We start from the raw sequence: 23,121 nt of genomic DNA, 5'->3' as shown, positions 1-23,121 counted from the left end.
TTTTACTCCTTGAGTTCAAATTTTTCAATATTTTTTGGATAAATTTTTTCTATAGTTTCCTTATATAATAAAAAAGCCTCATTCAAAATATAAAAATATATTTGAATGAGGCTTTTTTTATATGAATAACGTTTGGATAATTTCAATCAATGATACTACTATTATTCCAACAATGAAATTTAATGTATAACTTCTATATTTATTTAAAAGAATATTTATTCCTTTCGCAACTAAAACTAATCCAATTCCTGTTCCAGCAGCAAAAAATATCAGTGGTAATATTGCAAAACTTTTTATATATCCCAAGACATTATAATACTCTCCTAACAATATTAATAGTAGTGAACCTGAAATTCCTGGAATTACCATTGCTCCAGCAGCTACTATACCACAGAAAAATAGTTTCACTCCATACCCTGCTGTAAAAGCTGTCTGAGCTGTTCTAACAACTTCCTCTCCTGCTAATGTTTTTGTTAAAAACATAAAAATTCCTGTAAAAGCAACTCCACTAAAGAAGGCTATTAAATTTTCTTTTTTAAAAAATTTCTCTCCTTTTAAAATAACTGGAATTGATGGTAGAATTAAAAATAAAAACGCTACTGTTGTTCCTTTAGGATATAACTCATACATCTTAGAAATAATTCCTGCAAAAGCAACTATTCCTAAAACCGCTCCTGCTCCTATTTGAGCTAAAAATTTGGCATATTCTATCTTTTTCTCCATTGAAGCTGTTAAAAAGTTTCCCACCGCTTCTGTCAATTTATCATAAATTCCTAACACTACTGCTAATGTACCTCCTGAAACTCCCGGTAACACATTAGCTATTCCTATTACAATTCCTTTTAAAAAATTCTTTACCATAATCTCTCCTAGTATTCTTTTATTAATTTAGCACTATCTATAAACTTATCCTTTTGATATATATCTACACTTTCCTTTAAAAATTCATTATAAAAAACATCTACTATACTTCCTTCGTACTCTTTTAAAGTTGGGCTATTATATAAGTTATTTTTCACTCTTACTCCATTATTATATATTTTTCTTTTATACTTATTTAAAAAATATAAAAGTTTATTTATATCTTCTGGTAAAAGTTTTTTATTTTCATTTATCTCTATAAAAAGATACTTTTTTATAAAGCTACTTATTTTGTCTAAAGTTATTAATTTTTCTCTATTGAACTCTTTTAAAATATCTGTATCTATATACCTTACAAAACCAAGCATATTTTCATCTGCTTCCTCTTGAATAATATTTATTTTTGTTTCAAAAAATACACTTCTTAATAAACTCTTCGATACACCATCTATCTTAAAATCTAAAGATATATTTTTAGGATAGGCTCCTTCAATTATAATACTTTCTCTTATAAAATTAAATAGATTTTTTAAATCTCTTTTTTTTTCTTCAAAAAGAAAATTAATCATCTTATAGTTTTCTTTATTGTAAAATATTGTTAGGTAAAAAATCTTATTTTTATTATTAAAAAAAGGAATAGGTACTGCTTTTTGTATAATAGCATATTCATATACTTGATCTTTTTTTACAGATTTTATAGAGTTTTGTTTTATATTCTCATCTAAGTTATTTATTATTCTAAAAAAGGTTGGGTAACTTATCATACTATTATATGAATTAAGAGTATTTTTAGCTTTTTCATATAACTTTGTAACTGGTAAAGAGTGATACTCCTTATATAGAGCCTTCAAATGAACTAAAACGTCTTCGTTAACCTTCTTAAATGTGTTCTTATCAGCTCTTATTTTTTTGGTCAATCCTTTTTCTCCAGAATCCTTGTACTGACTTACCCATCTTTTAAGTGTTGCATAAGATATTTGAGTTTCTTTCTCTATATCTCTAAGCTTTTTCTCCTTCTTAAAAAAGGGTTCAAGTATCTTATATTTTCTATTTTTTTCATCCGTTTGCATACCCAACTTACTCCCTTTTAAATTCTTTTGTTAAATTATAACACAAATGATGCGTAAAAAAAAGGCTCATTTATTTTGATAATTTTCTTGACTTTTTTCAAAATAAAATGTATTCTTTTAGTGACTTAATGATTCTTTATTATCACAATATAATATATGGAGGAGTTTTATGAAATTATTTGCTGAAGTTCAAAAAATCGGTAAAGCTTTAATGACACCGGTTGCAATTCTACCAGCTGCTGGTATATTCCTTGCTGCTGGAAACAAATTAGGAATACCTTTAATGGAGCAAGCTGGGGGAATAATATTTGGTAACTTACCACTATTATTTGCTGTAGGAGCTGCTATCGGTCTTGTTGGAGGAGACGGAATCGCTGCACTTGCTGCTATTGTTGCTTTATTAATAATGAACACAACTATGGGATCACTTACAGATGCCGCTAATGGAATCGCTGCTGGAAACCCAGCTTTCGCTGAAGTTTTAGGAATCCCTACTCTTCAAACTGGAGTTTTCGGAGGATTAATCGCTGGTATCATCGCTGCTATCTGTTACAAAAAATTCTATAGAACAGAATTACCTGCTTTCTTAGGATTCTTTGCTGGTAAAAGATTAGTTCCTATTATGACTGCTGTTCTTGCTTTCTTAGTAGGTTTAGCAATGCCTTACATCTGGCAACCAGTTCAAGCTGGACTTGCTCAACTTTCTTTCTTAGCTAATGAGACAAATACAAATATTTCTACATTACTATTTGGTATAACAGAAAGAGCGTTAATCCCATTCGGATTACACCACATTTTCTACTCACCATTCTGGTACCAATTTGGGGAATATACAAATGCTGCTGGACAAATTGTTAACGGAGACCAAGCAATTTGGTTCGCAATGTTTAAAGATGGAGTTCACTCATTCGATTCAGCTACTTACGCTGGAGCTGGTAAGTTCTTAACTGGTAAGTTCCCATTCATGATGTTTGGATTACCTGCTGCTGCTCTTGCTATGTATCACGAAGCTAAGTCTGAAAACAAGAAAATGGCTGCTGGAATTCTATTCTCTGCTGCTCTTACTTCATTCTTAACTGGAATAACTGAACCTTTAGAGTTCTCGTTCCTATTCGTTGCACCAATCCTTTATGGAATTCACTGTGTATTCGCAGGATTATCATTCATGTTAATGAATATGTTTAAAGTTAGAATTGGTATGACATTCTCTGGTGGAGTTATTGACTATATAATGTTCGGTGTTTTACCTGGAACTGAAGGATTCAAAACTAACTGGCCAATGGTTATCGTTGTTGGATTAGGATTCTCTGTTATTTACTACTTCGGATTCAGATTCTTCATTAGAAAGTTCAATTTAGCTACTCCTGGAAGAGAAGTTGGATCTGATCTTGATGATGCACCAAAAGCTGAAGGAAGCGAATTAGCTGCTTTAGTTCTTGCTGCTCTTGGTGGAAAAGAAAACATAATCTCTGTTGATGCTTGTATCACAAGATTAAGACTTGAAGTTAAAGATTCTTCAATCGTTAATGACGCTGAGTTAAAAAGATTAGGAGCTTCTGGAGTTTTAAAAGTTGGACAAAATGGAGTTCAAGCTATATTTGGTGCTAAAGCACAATTTATCGCTAATGACATAAAAGCATTATAATTAAAATCATAAAATAAAACTGAAGGGAGGAGCTCATTGCTCCTCCCTTATATCTATATTCATAATCTTACTAAAATAAAGATCTATCTCTTTTTGAATATCTTCACTATAACTCTCAAGTTGTTTTCTAACTAAATCAACAATCACCTTGATCTCACTCTCTTCATTTGGATAATACAACGGACACTCTTTTAAAGGGGTTGAATAAAACTCTAAATTCTTTCCTTTTTTCTTACCGATATAATTAAACCAATAATAAAAAACTTTCGAGTTTAAATAACCAAGAATATAAAATAAATTTATCTCTGGATTTTTAGCCGTCAAATAATATACATCAGCACTACTATAAAAAGGATCTTCTGTATATCCAAAGTTATTTGTTTTACATCTTTGTCTAACAACAATTTTGGGTTTTAAAAATATCTCCTCATCTCTTGCCCATTGGAGCTCCCACCAATTTATTCTATTATTGACAACCTCTCTTCTTAAAGATAATTTACCTTTATATTCTAAAAGATAGTTCATCAATTTATCATCGAGCTCTGATTTTCCATTCAAATATATTATCCAAAACGGTGGTTTTTTAGAAACCTCATATTTTCCTATATCTTTATTTTTGTAAAAAGGTTTTAAATATTTTTTAAACTCCTCTTTGTACTCATTAAAAACAAAAACTCTATCTGCTCCACTAACTATACCTTGATTTACATTCAATAACTCTCCCAATGTTTTATTACTGTTGCCTCTTATCTTCTCGATATTTTTTTTACAAAACGGTGGTATTAAAATTATTTTACTGTGCTCCTGGGCAAAAATATTATTCTGCTCAATCGTATATTCTATTTCATCATCTTGTATAAAAACTTCGCTATTTCTTTTAGATTTCTGCCAATAAAATATGATATTGTGTTGTCCTATCGCATCCTTAAATATAGAGTGACTATAGTTTTCAATTCTAAAAAACTCTCCCTCTAGCCTCAACTTTTCTCGCAAACCTTCAGCACTATCAGCCTTCAACCAATAATTTGTTGTCAAATAAACTAAAATCCCATCCTCTTTTAAAATATCTATTCCTTTTTCAATAAAAAAATAGAAGTAATCCATTTTGGGTTTATAATATTTTTTTCCAAAATCTGTTTCTTTTATTGTATGAAAAACTTCTTTGTGGTTTTTTTCGCCTAAATATGGTGGATTTCCAATAACAATATCATACTTTTCATCTATAATCTCATAAAGTGAATCACACTCTTTTAAGTTTAACTCTCCATCTATTCCATATTTAAAGAAAAGAGCCTCCGCTCTTTTCTTTAATATATTCAATGCTTTTGAGTCTATATCATACCCTGTTAACCACTTTTCGCTATATCTATATTCTCCAAATATCTTTTTAGAAGTTTTCAACAACTCTTCTAACATAGCTAAAAGAAGATTTCCTGATCCACAAGAGATATCCACTATTTTTATATCTAAAAAATTCTCATTCGAAATTTTTTCTAAACATTTTTCTAGCGATACTTTTGCCATACTTAAAGCATACCGCTCCGGAGTATATATTTTATAATTATATTCCAACTTAGTCCCTCCTAAAGAGTTTTAAGCTACCTTCACCCTCTATTGATATAATTCCATCTCTATATAAATCTAATATCGCTAAAAATATATAAACTAAATGTGTCCTATTCTCTGCTCTTCTAAAAAGATCTACTACAGTTTTCTCTGCTGAATAAAGTATCACCTTTATTCTATCCATCTCCTCTTTTAAAGAGTATCTTTTCTCTACTTCAATCTCTAAATATTCCTCATCTTTAGGAAGATACTTAACATAGCTATTGAAAACATCTTGGAGTTTCAAAGTTGTCAAATCAAACTCTTTCGGGATATTTTTGGTGATTTTTCTTCCCTCTCCTCTTGTATAAGCTATATTGTATTCACACTCTATAGTTGCTATAACTGTTGCTACTTCTTTAAATACTTTATAATCCTCTAGTCTTCTTTTTAAATCCTTTTCTTTCTCTTCCTCTTTATTTACACTCAATATCGATACAGCTTTTATTTCTAAGAGTTCTGAAGCGATCTCTAAAAATTCTACCTTTATACCTAAATTGTCACTCTGTGCTTTTTCTATAAATTGAAGATACTCATCTATAATCTGAGATATTTTTATTTCAGATATTTTCATTTTTTTCTTCTCTATAAGATGTAATAAAAGGTCCAACGGTCCTTCAAAATTATCTATCTTTAATACTATCTCCATCCTCTATTACCTTAACCTTAGCTCTCCAATTCAGAACATCATTTTTTATTGTTTCTTTTAACTCATCCATCGAATTAAATTTTTTTTCCTCTCTTAAAAACTCCATTAACGATACATATATTCTTTTCCCATATATATCTCTATCAAAGTCCAATATATGTACCTCGATACTTCTCTCATCAGGTTTCAGTGTTGGATTTTTTCCGATATTGATAACAGCATTCCAACTACTCTCTTCACCTTCTATTCTAACTCTACCTCCATATATTCCAAACGGAGGATATATTTTATTTAGAATTTTCAAATTAGCTGTTGGGAACCCCATAATTCTCCCCAACTTCCTTCCGTGAACAACCTCGCCAATAATCAAAAATGGCTGCCCTAAACATCTATTAGCGATATCTAGATTCCCAGTCGCTAACATCTCTCTTATAAAAGTCGAACTTATTATCTGTTCCTCTAATTTTACAGGTTCTATAACATTTACTTCAATATCCAAAACTTTAGCAAACTCTTTTAAATTCCCAACTGTTCCTCTTCCACCTTTTCCAAAAGAAAAATTGAATCCCACATAAATCTCTTTTGTATTCAAAGTATTTTTAAGAACTGTTTTTACAAATTGCTCAGGACTCATACTTGAGAACTCTTTAGTAAAAGGTTGTAAAATTAAATAATCTACACCTAAAGATTTTATTATATGAATCTTTTCATCTAAAGAACTTATCAATTTAGGTGCTTTAATGCTATTTGTAATCTCTAAAGGATGATTCAAAAAGGTAAATACTACCGATTTCCCTCCCTTTTCTTTTGCTTTTTCGACAGCTTTAGATATCAACTCTCTGTGACCCATATGAATCCCATCAAAAGCTCCTATAGCAACATAAACATCTCCAAATTTTTCTTCAGTTAGCAAAATATCGTCTATTATCTTCATAGTACTCCCCTTATGCTTCTCTCTCTTTTTCTAAAAGTTCATTATGTATCTCTTCTAATCTTCTAAACCTATTTCTTATTCCAGATTTAGATATTCCTATTATTTCTGCTAACTCTTGTAAAGAAGCCTCTGGATTTTCCAATCTCAAAAAGGCAATCTCTTCAAGAACAGGACTAAGATTATTTAATCCCATCCTATTTCCAATTATATTTATCATTTTTATCTGTTTTCTAGCTGTGTCTAATGTTTTCGTTTCATTAGCAACTTCCCAGTTCATCTCTCTGATGGTTTTATTCTTTAAATCTTTAATCATAGTAGTTTCTTCATAGTTATAAAACTCTTTCATCGATCCTATCAAAACTATTATATCCATAATATCTTCGGCATTTCTCATATAAACTAAAGGTTTATTTCTTTTGATGGTTTTATATGCTCTTTTCTCCATTTTTATTAAAAGATTATACAGGTCATCAGCTAACTCATCACTATCTACAAAAAAATCTAAAGCATACTCTTTCTCAGGAGATTTTATATATCCACATCCCAAAAACATTCCTCTTATAAATCCTTTTTCTATTGTTTCATCTGTGTTATCACTGTGTAAACTATATTTATCTAAATCATCTACAAATTTTTTTACACCCGGTTGAGATGGTATATTTATTACATATGTATTATGCTCTCCAAATTTTTTACTTTTAGAGAACTTTATAAATATCTTTAACTTTGTTAACTCTCTCAGCATTGAATATATTCTTTCTGCTATCTCTTTGTTTTCTAATTTTAACTCTATACTATTCTCATTTATGGCGTGTTTCAATAAGAGTATCGCTCTTATTTCAGCGTACTTTTCATCTTCTGATAGTTCACACCTATGAAGTATCTCATTTTTTACTTTATAAGTATACGACACAATCTTTCCTCCTACTTTGTTTCAGACCAATTCTGTCCTATAGAGCTATTTACCTCTAGTTTTACTTTAGAGAATTTTATACTTTCTCTCATTATTTTCTCTATTTCAGTTTTATACTCTAAGGCTTTATCTTTTTCCACTTCAAATATAAGTTCATCGTGTACTTGAAGTAACATATGAATATCATTTTTATCTTTTAAAAGATTGTATAAATTTATCATAACCTTTTTTAAAACCTCAGCAGCCGTTCCTTGGATAACTGTATTTACAGCCATTCTTTCAGCCTGACTTTTTATAACTCTATTGTTTGAATTGATTCCATCTATTATTCTTTTTCTTTTAAAATATGTTTCAACATATCCATTTTCTTCAGCAGACAATATAATCTCTTTTTCTAAATGCTTCACTGAAGGATATTGCTCAAAATATCTACTGATATAATCAGAAGCTTCTTTCGGAGTTATCTTTAACTCTTGAGATAATCCAAATGCTGTTTTTCCATATATTATACTAAAGTTTACTGTTTTCGCGGCATCTCTTTGCTCTCTCGATACACTCTCTTCATCTGACAATTGGAAGAGTTTTCTAGCGGTTAAACTGTGTAAATCTAAGTTTTCAGCATAAGCTTTTATCAAGTTTTCATCCTGTGATATCTCCGCTAAAACTCTTAATTCGATTTGAGAGTAATCTATACCTAAAAGTACGCAGCCATCTTTAGCTACAAAACCAGCTCTTATCTTCATTCCCTCTTCTGTTCTAACAGGTATATTTTGAAGATTCGGATCTGATGATGACAATCTTCCTGTTGCTGTTCCTGTTTGATTAAATGTTGTATGTAATCTATTGTTCTCATCTGCCATCTTAGGAAGTGGATCTACATATGTCGATTTTAACTTACTTAACTTTCTATATTCTAAAATATATTTAGCTATTGGATAACCTTGTTCATCTAATTTTTCTAAAACTTCACTATCTGTTGAGAATCCTGTTTTTGTTTTCTTTACAGGTGGGATATTTAGATTGATAAATAAAACTTCGCCCAATTGTTTTGGAGAGTTAATATTAAACTCACCTTCTGCTTCCTCATATATTTTATCAGTTAAACCTTCTAATTTTTTTTCTAATTCAGAGCTATACTCTGCAAAATATTCTGGACATATTTTTATTCCCTCTATCTCCATAGCTGCTAATACTTTTATTAGAGGCATCTCTGTTTCTTTCAGTACTTCGTATAGATTATTATGTTTTAGTTCTTTTAAAAGCTCTGGATATGCTAATAACATTCCTCGAGTTCTCTTAGCTAAAAATTTCCCATACTCTTCATTTGATATCTCATCTATTTTGGTTTTTCCAAATACATCTGAATATTTCTCAACATCTTCCTCTATAACATTTCTTAACATAACCTCAATCTCTTCTCTAGTTTGAGATGTCAAAAGATGATAGGCTAACATTGTATCAAACTCCATATTTTTTATAGAGTAACCTTTTCTTAAAATATTCTTAAATCCGTAAGATATAAATTGAGTATCTGATTCTAATAGTTTTTTAAACGAGTCAATACTCTCACTATCATCTAGTGGTAAATAGTAATCTCTACTCTTTAAAGAAGCTGCTACTCCTTTATCTCCTAGATAGATTGCTACTTTCTCATTAGAAGATAACTTTTTAAAAATTTCTTCACCTTTTAAAACGAAAAATCCTTTTTCATCCGAAACTGTTGTTTGGGCTGGAGCTGTAAAATTAAATAATCCTAACTGCATTCCGCCGCTTACCGGAGTCGAAGCTACAACCTTCTCTTTCTCTGGCTCTATATTCAATGTCATTTGTGGTTCAGTTTTTTCTTCAGATAAGATTTGTGAATTTTCTGTATTTACTAGATTTTCAAGCCCTAACTTTTTTATCAGAGATTTGAACTCTAACATCTTAAAGAACTCCAGCAATCTTACATTATCTCTTTTATATTCTAACTCTTCATCTTTTAAATCCAAATGTATATATTGGATAGTAGCTAACTCTCTACTTAAAAACGCCATCTCTTTATCTTCAATTAAATTATTTATTAATGATTTTCCAATCCCCGGAAGTTCTGTTAACGAATCTATATTTTCATATATTCCCTCTAAATGACCATATTTTTCTAACATAGGTATAGCTTTTTTTGACCCTATCTTTCTAACACCCGGTATTCCATCACTCGTATCTCCAATTAATCCAAACAGATCAGGTATCATATCTGGTTTTACACCTAGCTGTTCGATTACATCTGCTTCAGTTCTAAGTATTTTTAAACCTCCGCCATCTCCCTTTCCTAAAAGAGCTATATTTACATGGTCGTTTAAAATTTGAGATAAATCCTTATCTCCTGTTATCACATACGACTCAATTCCTTTCGCTGCTAAATCTTTAGCCAAGCTCCCAAGTACATCATCTGCTTCATAGCCATCTATTTTAAATTTTTTTATTCCAAAACAATCTAAAAGTTCCTCTATTCTTGGAATTTGAACTACTAAATCCTCAGGGGCTGCATCTCTTTTTGCTTTATAATCCTTAAACATCTCACTTCTTTTTAGAGTCGCTCTTTTAACATCAAACGCAGCTCCTATATAATCAGGTTCTAACTGGTTTATTACACTTAATAGTGTATTTATAAATCCATAAACTGCTCCTGTCGGCTCATTTTTAGTTCTAAAATTAAGATTTCCATAAAAAGCTCTGTACATTATTGCACTTACATCTAATAAAACTGCTTTTTTCATCTTTATCCCCTTTCATTCTTTTTACATTTTTCATATTATTATACCATACAGACTACCTTTATAAAAAAAATTATTTTATAAATAAATATTATTTTTTCTATTTTTCTGTTATAATTTGAATGTATAAACTAAAATATAGGAGGTATTTATGAATCTAGTTGTATTAATCGGACGTTTAACTAGAGATCCTGAACTTAAATTTGGACAAAGTGGTAAAGCTTACTCAAGATTTAGCTTAGCTGTTGACAGACCTTTTTCTAAAGGTGAAGCAGATTTCATCAACTGTGTCGCTTTCGGAAAGACAGCTGAACTTATTGGTGAGTACCTAAGAAAAGGAAGAAAAGTTGCTGTTAACGGTAGACTTCAAATGAATAGATATGAAGTAAATGGAGAAAAAAGAACTAGTTACGATGTACTAGTTGAAAGTATGGAGTTTGTTGAAGGAAGAGGAGAGGCTTCTCCATCAAACGACTTCGCACCAACACCATCATACTCAGCACCAAGAGCTGCTGAGGCACCATCAAAAGATGACTTCGGTGGATCATCTTTCGATGAGGACGAATTCCCGTTCTAATAATTAAATAATTTATAAACTACTAGGGGTGCCTTCGGGCTGAGATTTTACCCTTAGAACCTGATCTAGTTAATACTAGCGTAGGGAAGTAGTCTTAACACACATTTATCTTCTATAATTGTGTTCTAAAAGCTATTTTCCTAATTTTTTGGAAAATAGCTTTTTTTATTTTAAAGAATTTTACAGGAGGATTTTATGTTTTCAAAAGAGTTATATTTAAGTGCAAAAGATATCTGGGATAGCTACTACGAGCATCCATTTGTAAAAGAGATTGGAGAAAACTGTTTAGACAAAGAAAAATTTAAGTTTTATATTATTCAGGATTACCTATACCTTTTAGAATATGCAAAACTTTTTGCTCTAGGGGTTATAAAAAGTAAAAATGAAAATGATATGAAAAAGTTTGCAAAACTTACAGATGGAATCTTAAACTCTGAGATGGGAATACATAGAGTTTATATGAAAAAATTAGGCATTACTGAAGAGGATATTTCGAGAGTGAAACCAACTTTAGATAATGTATCTTACACTAGTTATATGCTTTCAGTTTCACATTGTGGAGATATAAAAGAGATTGCTGTTGCTGCTCTTTCATGTATGTGGAGTTATAAAATGATTGGTGATAAATTAAAGGAACTTTATGGAATCGAGCAAGATTTTTATGGGGATTGGATTAAAACATATTCATCATCTACCTATGAAGAACTTACAAATTGGAATATTGAAATTGTTGAAAAATATTGTGCAAATATCTCTGAAGAGGAGAAAGAGCATCTAAAAACTATATTTATCAACTGTAGTATCTACGAGTATAAATTCTGGGATATGTCATATAAGGGGTCTCATTAAAATGGATATTCTTAATGTTAGCAATCTTACTTTTAATTATAATGATGAACTTCCGATTTTAAAAAATCTATCATTTAATGTTAAGAATAACGAACTTATCAGTATAGTTGGTGGCAGTGGTTGTGGAAAATCAACCATCATAAAACTTTTAGCAAATATTGAAACTCCAACTAACGGAGATATATCTATAAATAGTATCTCGTACATGCCTCAGTCGGATACTTTGCTACCTTGGAGAACCATTCTTCAAAATATTCTTCTTCCAATTGAGATTGAAAAGGGTGATCTGATTAAAGAAAAAGAAAACGCTTTAAATCTTTTAAAAAGATTTAATCTTTTATCCTATGCTGACAACTATCCAGATGAACTTTCTGGTGGAATGAAACAGCGTATATCTTTAATAAGAACTCTTATGAACAAAGGAGAGCTTTTACTTTTAGATGAGCCATTTTCTGCTCTTGATGCCATCACTCGTGAAGATTTACAAAAGTGGCTTCTAAATAGTCTAACTACTCTTCAAAAAAGTATGATCTTTATTACTCATGATATTGACGAGGCTATGTTTTTATCTAATCGTATATTAGTTTGTAAGGAAAAACCAATTTCATCATTTGATGAGTTTACAGTTCCTAAAAATATGACATTTGAGGAAAAAGCAAAGTTAAAAAAAGAGATTCTAACATCTGTGAAGGGAGTTGACAATGAAAAAATTTAATCCTGGAACACTGTCTATACTAATATTTTTTATGTGCTGGGAGGTTTTAGGAAAAGCTATAAATAAAGCATATATTCTTCCAACTCCTTTAAATATTCTTATTAAAATATGGACTTTAAAAGAGAGTCTTTTTTTAACTCATCTACCCGCTACTTTAACAATAGCCGTTACTGCATCTATCTTGACTTTAATATTAGGAGTTACTTTGGCTATTGCTATGGATTTTAATAAGATAGTTTATGACTCAATCTATCCTTTGATTGTCACGAGTCAAACTATTCCAATCACAGCTTTAGCACCTATTTTCATCTTATGGTTTGGTTATTCTATTTGGAGTAAAGTTATTGTTTCTGTAATAATCTCATTTTTCCCAATAACCATAACTATATACAACGGATTCCAAAACATCGAAAAAGATGAGATTAATTATTTCAAAAGCTTAAAAGCTACAAAAATACAGATTTTCTTCAAACTGAAACTACCTAGAGCACTTCCAAATTTTTTCTCAGCTTTAAAGATGAGTGTTCCTTTAGTTTTAATAGGATCTGCAATTGGTGAATGGCTTGGAGCTACTTCTGGACTTGGATATTTCAGTAAAAGAATGATGTCTCAACTTGATGGAGCTGGAGTATTTGCTCCTATTGTAATCATCTCTCTTTTAGCAATTATTTTGGTTAGAATGATTACTAGCTTAGAAAACAAAATTTTACATTGGAGGAGAAAATAATGAAAAAACTACTGACTTTATTTATTTTAACAACTCTATTTTTAAGTTGTAACTCAAAAAATTCAGAAAAAACTAAAAATTTGAAAGAAGTTTCTATAATTTTAGATTGGTATCCTAATGCTGTTCACTCTTTTTTATATACTGCAATTGAAAAGGGATATTTTGAAGAGGAAGGAATAAAACTTAATATTATATATCCATCTTCGCCATCTGATTCTCTAACTTTACCAGCTGCAAAAAAAGCTGATATTGGAATATCTTATCTAAATAGTGTCGTTATAGCGAAAACAAACGAAGATGTTCCTATAAAATCTTTTGGAGCTGTTCTTCAAAGATCTGTAAATACAGTTATCTCTTTAAAAGAAAAAAATATAACATCTCCTAAAGATTTTGAAAATAAAATTGCTGGAACAAGCGGTGGTATCTTGTCCGAAACATACCTTAACTCTATGATGAAATTTGAAAACTTAGACCCTAAATCTCTAAAAATAATCGATGTTGGCTTTGAACTTCTAACTGCAATGATAACAAATAGAGTTGATTTTACAATCGGAAATATGGTTAATCACGAGGTTCCTGTTATAAAAGAGAAGGGAATTGATATAAATTACTTCCTAATAGATAATTTTGGTATTCCTCAAGCTTATGAACTCATCTTAGTTGCAAATGAAGAACTTTTAAATCAAAACAAAGACAGCTATGAAAAAGTTTTAAAGGCTATGAGAAAAGGATTCTACGACGTGCAAAACAACCCCGAAGAAGCTTTAAAACTTTTACTTTCAAAACAAGCTGTAGAACAGTTTCCTCTGAGTGAAACTGTTGAGAAAGAAAGCTTAGAGATTCTGTTGCCAATTATGGAAACTGAAAATGCCAAATTCTTAGATCAAAATGAAAATATTTGGGAAAATAATATAAACTGGTTATATGAAAATGGTATTATTCAAAGAAAATTACCTGCTAAAAATTTTATATATCAATTTTAGTTTTTTTAATATATAATACCCTTTAGAATGAAAATTTGGAGGGATTATTTTGAAACAACTTCGCTCTTTATGGAGAGAAAACAAAAATGAGATTTTATCAATTTTTACAATTGCTTTACCTACTATTGTCGATATGTTCGTACAAACATTACTTGGCTTCTTCGACTTAATCATGGTTGGAAGACTAGGTCCCGAAGCAATCGCTTCAGTAGGACTTGGAACTGCACCTATCTTAACTGTAATACCAATATTCTTTGCTATAAGTGTTGGAACTACAGCTATGGTTAGTAGAGCATACGGAGCTAAAAACTACTCTGAGGCTCGAGATGGCATGAGTCAAAGTTTAATTTTAGGAATTCCTGCCGCTCTTATTGTCACAGTTGCATTTATCATTTTTGGAAAAAACATTTTAGAACTTATCAGTAAAAACCAACCTATTGGTGATGCTTTAAGTTACTTAAAAGTTGTTTCTTTAGGAATTCCATTCCTATGTTTCAATATCATTTTCTCTTATGGGTTTAGATCTATAAGTAAATCGAAGATTCCAATGATTAACAACACTATAAGTATTTTCTCTAATATCCTTCTTAACTACATATTTATTTTTGTATTAAATCTTGGAGTTTTGGGAGCTGGAATTGCAACTACAATATCAAGAGGAGTAGTTACACTTATTTTCTCTTTCCTTATTATATATAAGAGAAACTATTGCATTGCTTTAACTAAAAAAGATTTCAAAATAAAAAAAGAGGTTTGCAAAAGACTTATAAAAGTTGGGTTGCCATCAGCTGGTGAACAAAGTATATTTAGAATTGGAATGCTTATATTTGAAGCTATGGTTATAAACTTAGGGACACTTCAGTATGCAGCACATAAAATTGCCCTTACAGCTGAATCATTCTCTTTCAATTTAGGATTGGGATTCTCAGTTGCTGGAACTGCTCTTGTTGGTCAACATCTTGGAGCTAAAAAATACCAAGATGCTAAAAAAGCTGGTTATCTAAACATGTTTTTAGCTATGTTTGTTATGACTGCATTTGGATTTATCTTTATGGTATTCCCTAAATTTGTTATATCTATGTTTACAAAAGAACAAAACATTGTTCCTATGGCTAGTTCTGCACTTAGAATAGTTTCAATAGCTCAACCGATACTTGCAGTATCTATGGTCTTAAGCGGTGCTTTAAGAGGTGCTGGTGACACTAAATCTGTTCTTTGGATAACATCTTTAGGAATGTTTCTTATAAGAATCCCTATGACATATCTTTTCCTTTATGTATTTAACTTTGGATTGAATGGTGCTTGGATGGTTATGATTATAGATTTAACTTACAGAGGAATTGCTTGTTTATACAGATTTAGACAGGGAAAATGGAGATATATAGAGGTGTGATATGATAATACAAATTTTTGGTAGAAAAAACTGCAATGAAACTAAAAAAGTTCAAAGATTTTTTAAAGAGAGAGGAATCAAGTTTCAATTTATTGATCTTATTGAAAAAGCCCCTTCTAAAAAAGAATTAGAAACTTTTTTAAGATATTTTGATATCGAAGAGCTATTAGATAAATCTAGTAATGAATATAAAAAAAGAAACTTAGAATACATGGTTTATGATACTGAGGAACTTCTTTTAGAAAGTCCTGTTCTATTTAAAACTCCTATTATTAGATGGGATAAAGGTGTTTCTTTAGGTTATTCTCTTGACGAACTAAAAAAAATGTCTTAATTTTAAATTTTAATAAAAAAAGGAACCTGCTGAAATTTTTTCAGCGTGGTTCCTTTATTTTTTATACTGCTCTAAAGCTTTCTCGTATTTATTTTTAAACCACTCTCTCAATTCAATCGGCTCTAAAATCTCTACCTCATCTAAAAAGAAACTAAAGTATCTTTTAGCTTTCTCTTCAGAGCACTCTAAGATATATTCATTTAAATTTTTTTGAATAACTTTAGGCCGATTTGTTTGAAGCTCTTTAAACAGATTTTCTCCAGAGTTTGTTAATCTTATCTTTACTTTTTTCCCAAAAGAAATAAATGGATCGAAATCCTCTTTCATCCTTTGAACAAAATCGATATCTCTTATTTTAAAATTGCTATTTTTTGTATAAACTGAATCTATATATTTTATTCTATAATTTTTCCACAATTTTTCTTTTAAATTATAACAAAACAGATAATTTGCAACCTCTAACTTAGAACTCTCAATCAAATATGGTTCAACCTCAATGCTCTTACCATCTCTGAAGTTTACTTTTATCAATTTTCTCTCGGCAATAGAATCATTAATTCTCTCCACTTTTTCCTTAAAAAGGAAAAGCTCTCTTTTCTTTTTACAATTTTCAGAGTAATCAGTTAAAATCTCTCTAAAAAATTCTGATTCATTTTGAATCCTGTTTTCCTCTAAAAAGTTATAATATCCTCTAAGATTTTTTTTGTTTAAATTGAACTGTATAACTGAAGTTTCATTTTTATCAACCTCAACTTCTAGCTTTGTATAATCCTCTTTTGCATACTCTTCATATAGATAATTCAATAATGTATTTTTTTTTATAAAAAATTCTTCAATATCACTCTCTAATATTTCAGCTATTCTTTTTGGTAATGTTACTCTTATTTTCTTTTCCATAAATCACTCCAATAGAATCTTTCTCAAAAATAATTATATCATACAAATAACAGTTTTTTTAAATAAATATTTGTGATACTATTATATTATCATGTTCCATGGGAGGTACTTTTTTGGATGTAATCTATGAAATAAAACAAAAATACAATAGTTTTTCCTCTAAAGAAAAAGAGATTGCTAACTATATCCTAGAAAATAAAAATAATATTGAAAATATATCTATCACAAATTTATCAAAAGCTATTGGAGCTTCAACCTCAACTATTACAAGATTTTCAAAAAAAATAAATTGTGAGAGTTTCGTTCAAATGAAGATGAAGCTGAATACTCAATCTGCAAACTCTTCTAATAAAGAGGAGGATATCTTTTCTGCTGTTCACGATTATTATACAGAGGTTGTTGAAAAAACAAATCAACTTCTTAATAAAGAACTCATTCTAAAAGTTATTGAAGATATTAAAAACGCAAAAAAAATATATATCTATGGAGTTGGGAGTTCTGGTTTAAGTGCCCAAGAGTTTATGCAAAGACTTTTAAGAATGGGATTCAATGTCTCTTCTATCACGGATTCACATATGATGATTATAAATAGTGCCATTTTAAAAGAAAGTGATCTTGTTATTGGAATCTCTATCTCTGGAGAAACTAAAGAACTTGTGAATTCTTTTAGAGTAGCTCAAAAAAATGGTGCTAAAACAATTGGAGTCACTAGTTTACCTAATAGTAGCTTAAAAGATTTTTCTGATAATTTAATTCTAATCTGTGCATCTAATTTTATAAATAAAAGAGATTTTATAAATACACAATTCTCAACTATGTATCTCTTTGATTTAATTTCGACTATTTTATTAGAGGATTCAAATCTAAGAGAGAAAATGCAACTTACCATTGAAGCAATTTTAAAGTAAAAACTTTAAATAATTGAAGTATCTATGAAAAAAGACCGAATCATTTTCATGATCTGGTCTTTCTTCAGTTTATGATTTTTTCCACCCCATTACAAACTCTTTATCCTTAAATTCATACTTCATTTTGTTTACATTTTCAAATTTTTACTATTTTTTCGAAAACATCATATCTCTCAATTCATTTCCAACTAACTCGATCTTATCAGTTTTACATCTATTTCTCATCGTTTTTAAAACTGGATATCCAGTCTGACCTTCCAAGATAAAATCTTTTGCAAATCTTCCATTCTGAATATTCTCTAAAACCTCTTTCATATTTTCTCTACTCTCTTTTGTAACAATTTTTTTACCAGTTACATAATCTCCATACTCAGCCGTATTAGAGATTGATTCTCTCATTGCCGCAAATCCCTTCGAATAAATCAAATCTACTATTAACTTCATCTCATGAACACACTCAAAGTATGCTAACTTCTCATCATACCCTGCATTTAAAAGAGTTTCATACCCTGCTTTCATAAGTTCTACTAATCCTCCACACAAAACAGCTTGCTCTCCAAACAAATCTGTTTCAGTCTCCTCTTTAAAAGTAGTTTCTAAAACTCCTAAATCTAAACAAACGCCTTTTGCCCAATCTTTTGCTAACTGCAAGGTTTCTTTTGATGGATCTTGATAAATTGAGATTAAAGCTGGAACTCCCTCTTTTTCTAAAAATTTCTCTCTAACTTTGTGCCCTGGAGATTTTGGGGCAACCATAAAAACATTTAAGTCTTCTCTTGGATTAATTTGTGAGTAATGAATATTAAATCCGTGAGCAAATCCTAAAAAGGCACCCTCTTTAAGTCCGTCTTTTAAATAATTTTTATATAGTTCCGGTTGATTTTCATCAGGTACTAAAAGCATTGCTACATCTGCAACTTCCGCTCCATTTTTCAAATTTAAAACTTGGAATCCATTTTTCTCTGCTTTATCCCAACTTCCACTATCCTCTCTTAAAGCTACACTGACATCATATCCACACTCTTTTAAATTTAGTGCGTGTGCATGCCCTTGAGATCCATATCCAAATACCACAACTTTTTTTCCTGATAAACTCATATAACTCTCCTCCTCAAAATTTTATTTTTTATTTTAAATCTCAATCCCTCTAGTCATTCCAGAAACACCTGTTCTGGCGAGCTCCAATATTTCAAAGTTTTTAATCAATTTTAAAAACCCATCTATTTTTCCTATATCCCCTGTCAACTCTAAAATCAAACTATGAAGTCCAACATCTACTACTGATCCTCTATAAATATCTAAAATTTGAAGTAACTCTTGTCGACTTTTAGAATCAACTTTGACCTTTATTAAAACCAACTCTCTAAAAACACTCTCTTTACAAAATGCTTTTATAAATTCAACATCAAATAATTTTTCAGCTTGTACAATTACTTGATTCAATGTATACTCATCCCAAAAACCTGTTATTGTCATTCGAACTGTTTCTTCTGGATATCCCTCTCCTGCAGTTATATTTTCAATATTTATTCCCCTTTTCTGAAACAATCCAGATATTTTATTCAAAACACCGGGTTTATTTTTCATAATCAAAAGAATTCTTTTTGCTTCCAATAATTACTCACCTCCGATTGTGTGCTCATAAGATTTTCCTGCTGGTATTATTGGATAAACATTATGATCATATGACATCTTAATGTCCAAAAGGTATGGTTTATCATTTTCTAAAAACTTTTTAATATTTTTTAATTTTTTTAGATTATCTATCCTTTCACCATCCACGAAATGAGCATTTCCCAATTTAACAAAATCTGGATTTATGTCCAAAATCACACTCGAATATCTTCTGTTATTGAAAAGCTCTTGCCATTGTTTAACCATTCCTAAAGCCCCATTATTAAATATCAATATTTTTACAGGCAGATTATATTGTCTTAATAAAATTAACTCCTGTTGATTCATCTGAAAACCACCATCTCCAACAATCAGTATCACTTTTTTATCTCTGTTTGCCACTTGTGCCCCTATTGCAGCCGGAAGTCCATATCCCATGGTTCCTGCTCCACCTGATGTGCAAAATTGAAATGGTTTTTTTATATCTAGACACTGAGCTGTAAACATCTGGTGTTGTCCTACATCTGTAACCACTATATAATTTTCATCTATAACTTCGTTTAAAACATTTAAAACTGCTAGTTGATTCAAGCACTCTTTTTCTATAAATTCATCTCTTTTTAAAGTCGTTCGCCACTCTTGAAAATTCTCTTTTAAATCTAATTTTAAAACTCTTTCCAATACCTCCTTTGCATCCCCTATAATAGGTAAGTCTACAACTATATTTTTATTCATCTCAGCTCTATCTATGTCTATATGAATTTTTTTTGAATTCGGTGAAAATTTTGTTTTATCTCCTACAATTCGATCATCAAATCTCATTCCAATAGCTATAAGCAGATCGCATTCATCAACAGCTCTATTAGCTTCTTTTAATCCATGCATACCAATCATTCCAAGATACTCCTCATCACTTCTATTAAATATTCCTAATCCCATAAGAGTGGAAACTATAGGAATTTTTATTCTATTTGCAAACTTTCTAACCTCATCGACACATCTACTATTTAAAATTCCACCTCCTACAATCAAAACTGGTTTTTTAGAATTCTTCAAATATTTTTCAAAGTCGAAAATCTCTTTCTCTGTGTATAACGATTTAAATTTTTTAATACTCTCCACTTCAATTTTTAAAAGTTCTTCAAATTGAGAATACTCCATCTCCTGCTCTTGAATATTTTTTGGGATATCTACTAACACCGGCCCTGGTCTTCCGTGCTTAGATAATTCATACGCTTCTTTCAATACCTTAGGTAACTCAAACAGACTCCTTACTAAATAGTTATTTTTTGTTATTGGTGATGTTATTCCAATAATATCACTTTCTTGAAAAGAATCTTTCCCTAAAGCTGCAGTTCCTACCTGACCTGTTATTGTCAAAATCGGAATCGAATCCATGTGTGCTGTCATAATACCTGTGACTAAATTTGTTGCTCCTGGTCCTGATGTGGCTAGGCAAACTCCTGGATTTTTTTTAGTTCTTGCGTATCCATCTGCACTGTGAACTGCTCCTTGCTCATGTCTTGCCATATAGTGATTTATTCCTTTGAAATCATACAATGCATCATAAATAGGAATTACGGCTCCCCCTGGATATCCAAAAATATCTGTAACCCCTAAATATTTTAGTGTCTCTAAAACTATTTTTGCTCCCGATATTTTTTCCACTTTCTCCTCCTATCTAGTTACTGCTCCTTCAGATGAATCTGAAACTAATTTTACATATTTTTGAAGCATTCTATTTTTTATATCTCTTTTTAAAAGTGTTGTACTCGCTTTTCTTTTTTCTATCTCCTCCTCTGATATCAAAAGCTCAACTCTATTTTTAGGAATATCTATCTCTATACAATCTCCATCTTCTACATAAGCTATAAGTCCTCCATCCGAAGCTTCTGGTGATATATGACCTATAGCAGCCCCTCTAGACCCACCAGAAAATCTTCCATCTGTTAGTAAAGCACAATACATATCTAATCCCATACCTACTAAAGCTGCTGTTGGTGATAACATCTCCCTCATTCCAGGCCCACCTTTTGGACCTTCATAACGAATGACTATTACGTCCCCCTTCTTTATTTTTCCGCTCAAAATACTTTCATAAGCTTCCTCTTCAGAATTAAAAACTTTTGCTTCCCCTTTATGTACTAACATGCTTTCATGAACCGCTCCTGATTTTACAACTGCACCCTTCGGAGCTAAATTTCCTTTCAGTATAGAGATTCCACCTGTATCAAAATATGAAGATTCAAAATCTCTAATTATATCTTTATCTAATATTTTTGCTTTTTCTGCAATCTCTAATATATTTTTTAGTAAAACTGTCTGATTAGATTTCAACAAATCTTTTTCTTTTAAAATTTTTAAAACAGCACTTACTCCCCCGGCTTCATCAAACTCCTCTATAAAATGTGAATTTGCTGGAGATAATTTAACTATCTGCTTTGTTTTTTTTGACACTTCATCAAACATATCTAGATTCAGTTTTACCTCACACTCATAAGCTATTGCTGGTAAATGAAGAGTTGTATTTGTCGACCCTCCAAGTGCCATGTCAACAAGAACTGAGTTATATAAGCTTTTTTCATTTATAATATCTCTCGCTCTAATATTTTTTCTAAATAATTCCATTACCTGAAATCCGGATTCTTTGGCTAATCTTTTTCTTTCTGAATATACACTGGGTACCGTTCCGTTCTTTGGAAGTGCTATTCCCAACGCTTCTGTTAAGCAATTCATCGTATTTGCAGTATACATTCCTGAGCATGATCCATATGTTTTACAAGTCTCGTGCTCCGCTTCATTCAATTCATTTACTGACATCTCTCCACTTTGAACTTTTCCAACATATTCAAACAGATCTGAAATCCCCACTTTTTTTCCTTTAAATTTTCCAGCCAACATTGGTCCTCCACCTATAAAAATTGATGGTAGATTTAATCTTACAGCTGCCATCAACATTCCTGGTACAACTTTATCACAACTAGGCATAAAAACAAGCGCATCAAAGGGCATTGCGTATGCTGTTGCTTCTATTGAATCTGCAATAAGTTCTCTTGTCGGAAGAGAGTTCTTCATCCCCTCATGCCCCATAGCAATTCCATCACAAATAGCTATTGTATTAAACTCCATCGGAACTCCTCCATTCATTCTTATTCCAGCTTTGACCTCCTCGACAAGATTTTTTAAATGAATATGACCTGGAACAATCTCATTATATGAATTTACGATTCCCACTTTGGGAAGCTCTAGCTCTCTCTCTGTTAATCCCATTGAATAAAAAAGTGCTCTATGTGGTGCTCTACTTAATCCTTTTGTTACAATCTCGCTTCTCATTTTGGCCTCCCTCAGTTTTAAAAATTTATAAAAAAAAAGAGCTTAAATCTATAGACTTAAGCTCTTAAAACTTCATACCTTTTGCTCAAGCCTTTATTTTTATAACAAAATAAGGCTTGAATATTTTCAGAGATATAACTCATCAAATCCAAACCCAAAAGCATATTATTATAATTATAGTTAACATGTTTTTAAATTTGTTCATGAGCTCCTCCTTCTTTAATTTTTTATAGATTCTATATCAATCTCTCTCAAATGTCAATATTTTTTTAATTTTTTTTAAAAAATAATTATATGTATTTTTTTTATTACTATTGTATTTTTTTTAGTTATATGTTATATTTATTGCATACACTAG

Annotated in this window: 21 protein-coding genes and 1 riboswitch; of the genes, 9 read left to right on the top strand and 12 right to left on the bottom strand. The window is 30.6% G+C overall.

Features of this window, described 5'->3' with window-relative positions:
* Positions 1–117 precede the first annotated feature (117 nt).
* The gene (locus tag L992_RS11765) at positions 118–861 is read right to left on the bottom strand and encodes a DUF368 domain-containing protein (protein ID WP_047383122.1); all 744 of its coding nucleotides are present in this window, start codon (positions 859–861) and stop codon (positions 118–120) included.
* An 8-nt stretch (positions 862–869) separates the two neighbouring features.
* Positions 870–1,931: a Mu transposase C-terminal domain-containing protein gene (locus L992_RS11760; protein ID WP_047383124.1), complete on the bottom strand. Its 1,062-nt coding sequence runs from the start codon at positions 1,929–1,931 to the stop codon at positions 870–872.
* A gap of 169 nt (positions 1,932–2,100) precedes the next feature.
* Here L992_RS11760 and ptsG point away from each other — a divergent pair, with 169 nt between their 5' ends.
* Positions 2,101–3,576, top strand: coding sequence for a glucose-specific PTS transporter subunit IIBC (gene ptsG / locus L992_RS11755; protein ID WP_047383125.1), 1,476 nt, complete (start codon positions 2,101–2,103; stop codon positions 3,574–3,576).
* Between the two features lie 33 nt (positions 3,577–3,609).
* Here the strand turns inward: ptsG and L992_RS11750 are convergent, their stop codons facing one another.
* The 5 genes from L992_RS11750 to polA are packed head-to-tail and all read right to left on the bottom strand — an operon-like array spanning position 3,610 to position 10,436.
* Positions 3,610–5,148 (bottom strand): TaqI-like C-terminal specificity domain-containing protein, encoded by a 1,539-nt coding sequence (locus L992_RS11750; protein WP_047383127.1) that lies wholly within the window; start codon positions 5,146–5,148, stop codon positions 3,610–3,612.
* A gap of 1 nt (position 5,149) precedes the next feature.
* Positions 5,150–5,830 (bottom strand): ScpA family protein, encoded by a 681-nt coding sequence (locus tag L992_RS11745; RefSeq protein ID WP_047383129.1) that lies wholly within the window; start codon positions 5,828–5,830, stop codon positions 5,150–5,152.
* On the bottom strand, positions 5,805–6,764 hold the full coding sequence (locus L992_RS11740) for a bifunctional riboflavin kinase/FAD synthetase (RefSeq protein ID WP_047396436.1): 960 nt from the start codon (positions 6,762–6,764) through the stop codon (positions 5,805–5,807). Before L992_RS11740 ends, L992_RS11745 begins: the two co-directional genes overlap by 26 nt.
* A 10-nt stretch (positions 6,765–6,774) precedes the next feature.
* Positions 6,775–7,677, bottom strand: coding sequence for a DNA-binding protein WhiA (gene whiA, locus L992_RS11735; protein WP_047396435.1), 903 nt, complete (start codon positions 7,675–7,677; stop codon positions 6,775–6,777).
* Positions 7,678–7,688: 11 nt separating this feature from the next.
* On the bottom strand, positions 7,689–10,436 hold the full coding sequence (polA, locus tag L992_RS11730; protein ID WP_047396432.1) for a DNA polymerase I: 2,748 nt from the start codon (positions 10,434–10,436) through the stop codon (positions 7,689–7,691).
* A 148-nt stretch (positions 10,437–10,584) separates the two neighbouring features.
* Here polA and L992_RS11725 point away from each other — a divergent pair, with 148 nt between their 5' ends.
* From L992_RS11725 to L992_RS11695, 7 genes are all read left to right on the top strand, one after another.
* A complete protein-coding gene (locus tag L992_RS11725; protein ID WP_047383136.1) occupies positions 10,585–11,010 on the top strand; it encodes a single-stranded DNA-binding protein in 426 nt (141 codons plus the stop codon).
* A gap of 14 nt (positions 11,011–11,024) precedes the next feature.
* A riboswitch (TPP riboswitch) is annotated at positions 11,025–11,114 on the top strand.
* Between the two features lie 91 nt (positions 11,115–11,205).
* On the top strand, positions 11,206–11,859 hold the full coding sequence (gene tenA, locus L992_RS11720) for a thiaminase II (protein ID WP_047383138.1): 654 nt from the start codon (positions 11,206–11,208) through the stop codon (positions 11,857–11,859).
* Between the two features lies 1 nt (position 11,860).
* Positions 11,861–12,574: an ATP-binding cassette domain-containing protein gene (locus tag L992_RS11715; protein WP_052191750.1), complete on the top strand. Its 714-nt coding sequence runs from the start codon at positions 11,861–11,863 to the stop codon at positions 12,572–12,574.
* Entirely contained in the window at positions 12,561–13,301 is a 741-nt protein-coding gene (locus L992_RS11710; protein ID WP_047383139.1) for an ABC transporter permease, read from the top strand. The genes L992_RS11715 and L992_RS11710 overlap by 14 nt, the downstream gene beginning before the upstream one ends.
* Positions 13,301–14,284 carry an ABC transporter substrate-binding protein gene (locus tag L992_RS11705; protein WP_047396428.1) on the top strand — a complete coding sequence of 328 codons (984 nt, stop codon included), beginning with the start codon at positions 13,301–13,303 and terminating at the stop codon, positions 14,282–14,284. The genes L992_RS11710 and L992_RS11705 overlap by 1 nt, the downstream gene beginning before the upstream one ends.
* A gap of 49 nt (positions 14,285–14,333) precedes the next feature.
* Positions 14,334–15,677, top strand: coding sequence for an MATE family efflux transporter (locus L992_RS11700; RefSeq protein ID WP_047383143.1), 1,344 nt, complete (start codon positions 14,334–14,336; stop codon positions 15,675–15,677).
* Between the two features lies 1 nt (position 15,678).
* Positions 15,679–16,011 (top strand): arsenate reductase family protein, encoded by a 333-nt coding sequence (locus L992_RS11695; protein ID WP_047396426.1) that lies wholly within the window; start codon positions 15,679–15,681, stop codon positions 16,009–16,011.
* A gap of 54 nt (positions 16,012–16,065) precedes the next feature.
* Here L992_RS11695 and L992_RS11690 read toward each other — a convergent pair whose 3' ends face one another.
* Positions 16,066–16,908 (bottom strand): WYL domain-containing protein, encoded by an 843-nt coding sequence (locus L992_RS11690; RefSeq protein ID WP_047383146.1) that lies wholly within the window; start codon positions 16,906–16,908, stop codon positions 16,066–16,068.
* Between the two features lie 113 nt (positions 16,909–17,021).
* Here L992_RS11690 and L992_RS11685 point away from each other — a divergent pair, with 113 nt between their 5' ends.
* A complete protein-coding gene (locus L992_RS11685; RefSeq protein WP_047383148.1) occupies positions 17,022–17,816 on the top strand; it encodes a MurR/RpiR family transcriptional regulator in 795 nt (264 codons plus the stop codon).
* Between the two features lie 147 nt (positions 17,817–17,963).
* On the opposite strand, the gene ilvC is transcribed toward L992_RS11685, so the two are convergent.
* From ilvC to ilvD, 4 genes are read right to left on the bottom strand one after another with little or no spacing between them, the layout of a single operon-like run.
* Entirely contained in the window at positions 17,964–18,914 is a 951-nt protein-coding gene (ilvC, locus tag L992_RS11680; protein WP_047396424.1) for a ketol-acid reductoisomerase, read from the bottom strand.
* A gap of 33 nt (positions 18,915–18,947) precedes the next feature.
* On the bottom strand, positions 18,948–19,430 hold the full coding sequence (gene ilvN / locus L992_RS11675) for an acetolactate synthase small subunit (protein ID WP_081982912.1): 483 nt from the start codon (positions 19,428–19,430) through the stop codon (positions 18,948–18,950).
* Between the two features lie 3 nt (positions 19,431–19,433).
* Positions 19,434–21,098, bottom strand: coding sequence for a biosynthetic-type acetolactate synthase large subunit (gene ilvB, locus L992_RS11670; RefSeq protein ID WP_047396422.1), 1,665 nt, complete (start codon positions 21,096–21,098; stop codon positions 19,434–19,436).
* 9 nt (positions 21,099–21,107) lie between these two features.
* The gene (ilvD, locus tag L992_RS11665; RefSeq protein WP_047396419.1) at positions 21,108–22,763 is read right to left on the bottom strand and encodes a dihydroxy-acid dehydratase; all 1,656 of its coding nucleotides are present in this window, start codon (positions 22,761–22,763) and stop codon (positions 21,108–21,110) included.
* Positions 22,764–23,121 lie beyond the last annotated feature (358 nt).

The organism is Cetobacterium sp. ZOR0034 (genome assembly GCF_000799075.1).
In the GTDB taxonomy this organism is placed as follows: Bacteria; Fusobacteriota; Fusobacteriia; order Fusobacteriales; family Fusobacteriaceae; genus Cetobacterium_A.
This window is presented reverse-complemented; position numbering and strand designations above follow the sequence as displayed.

Coding starts and splice junctions, on each gene's coding strand:
- L992_RS11765 (WP_047383122.1), bottom strand. CDS start 861: ATGGTAAAGAATTTTTTAAAAGGAATTGTAATAGGAATAGCTAATGTG.
- L992_RS11760 (WP_047383124.1), bottom strand. CDS start 1,931: ATGCAAACGGATGAAAAAAATAGAAAATATAAGATACTTGAACCCTTT.
- ptsG (WP_047383125.1), top strand. CDS start 2,101: ATGAAATTATTTGCTGAAGTTCAAAAAATCGGTAAAGCTTTAATGACA.
- L992_RS11745 (WP_047383129.1), bottom strand. CDS start 5,830: ATGGAGATAGTATTAAAGATAGATAATTTTGAAGGACCGTTGGACCTT.
- L992_RS11740 (WP_047396436.1), bottom strand. CDS start 6,764: ATGAAGATAATAGACGATATTTTGCTAACTGAAGAAAAATTTGGAGAT.
- polA (WP_047396432.1), bottom strand. CDS start 10,436: ATGAAAAAAGCAGTTTTATTAGATGTAAGTGCAATAATGTACAGAGCT.
- L992_RS11725 (WP_047383136.1), top strand. CDS start 10,585: ATGAATCTAGTTGTATTAATCGGACGTTTAACTAGAGATCCTGAACTT.
- tenA (WP_047383138.1), top strand. CDS start 11,206: ATGTTTTCAAAAGAGTTATATTTAAGTGCAAAAGATATCTGGGATAGC.
- L992_RS11715 (WP_052191750.1), top strand. CDS start 11,861: ATGGATATTCTTAATGTTAGCAATCTTACTTTTAATTATAATGATGAA.
- L992_RS11710 (WP_047383139.1), top strand. CDS start 12,561: ATGAAAAAATTTAATCCTGGAACACTGTCTATACTAATATTTTTTATG.
- L992_RS11705 (WP_047396428.1), top strand. CDS start 13,301: ATGAAAAAACTACTGACTTTATTTATTTTAACAACTCTATTTTTAAGT.
- L992_RS11695 (WP_047396426.1), top strand. CDS start 15,679: ATGATAATACAAATTTTTGGTAGAAAAAACTGCAATGAAACTAAAAAA.
- L992_RS11690 (WP_047383146.1), bottom strand. CDS start 16,908: ATGGAAAAGAAAATAAGAGTAACATTACCAAAAAGAATAGCTGAAATA.
- ilvC (WP_047396424.1), bottom strand. CDS start 18,914: ATGAGTTTATCAGGAAAAAAAGTTGTGGTATTTGGATATGGATCTCAA.
- ilvD (WP_047396419.1), bottom strand. CDS start 22,763: ATGAGAAGCGAGATTGTAACAAAAGGATTAAGTAGAGCACCACATAGA.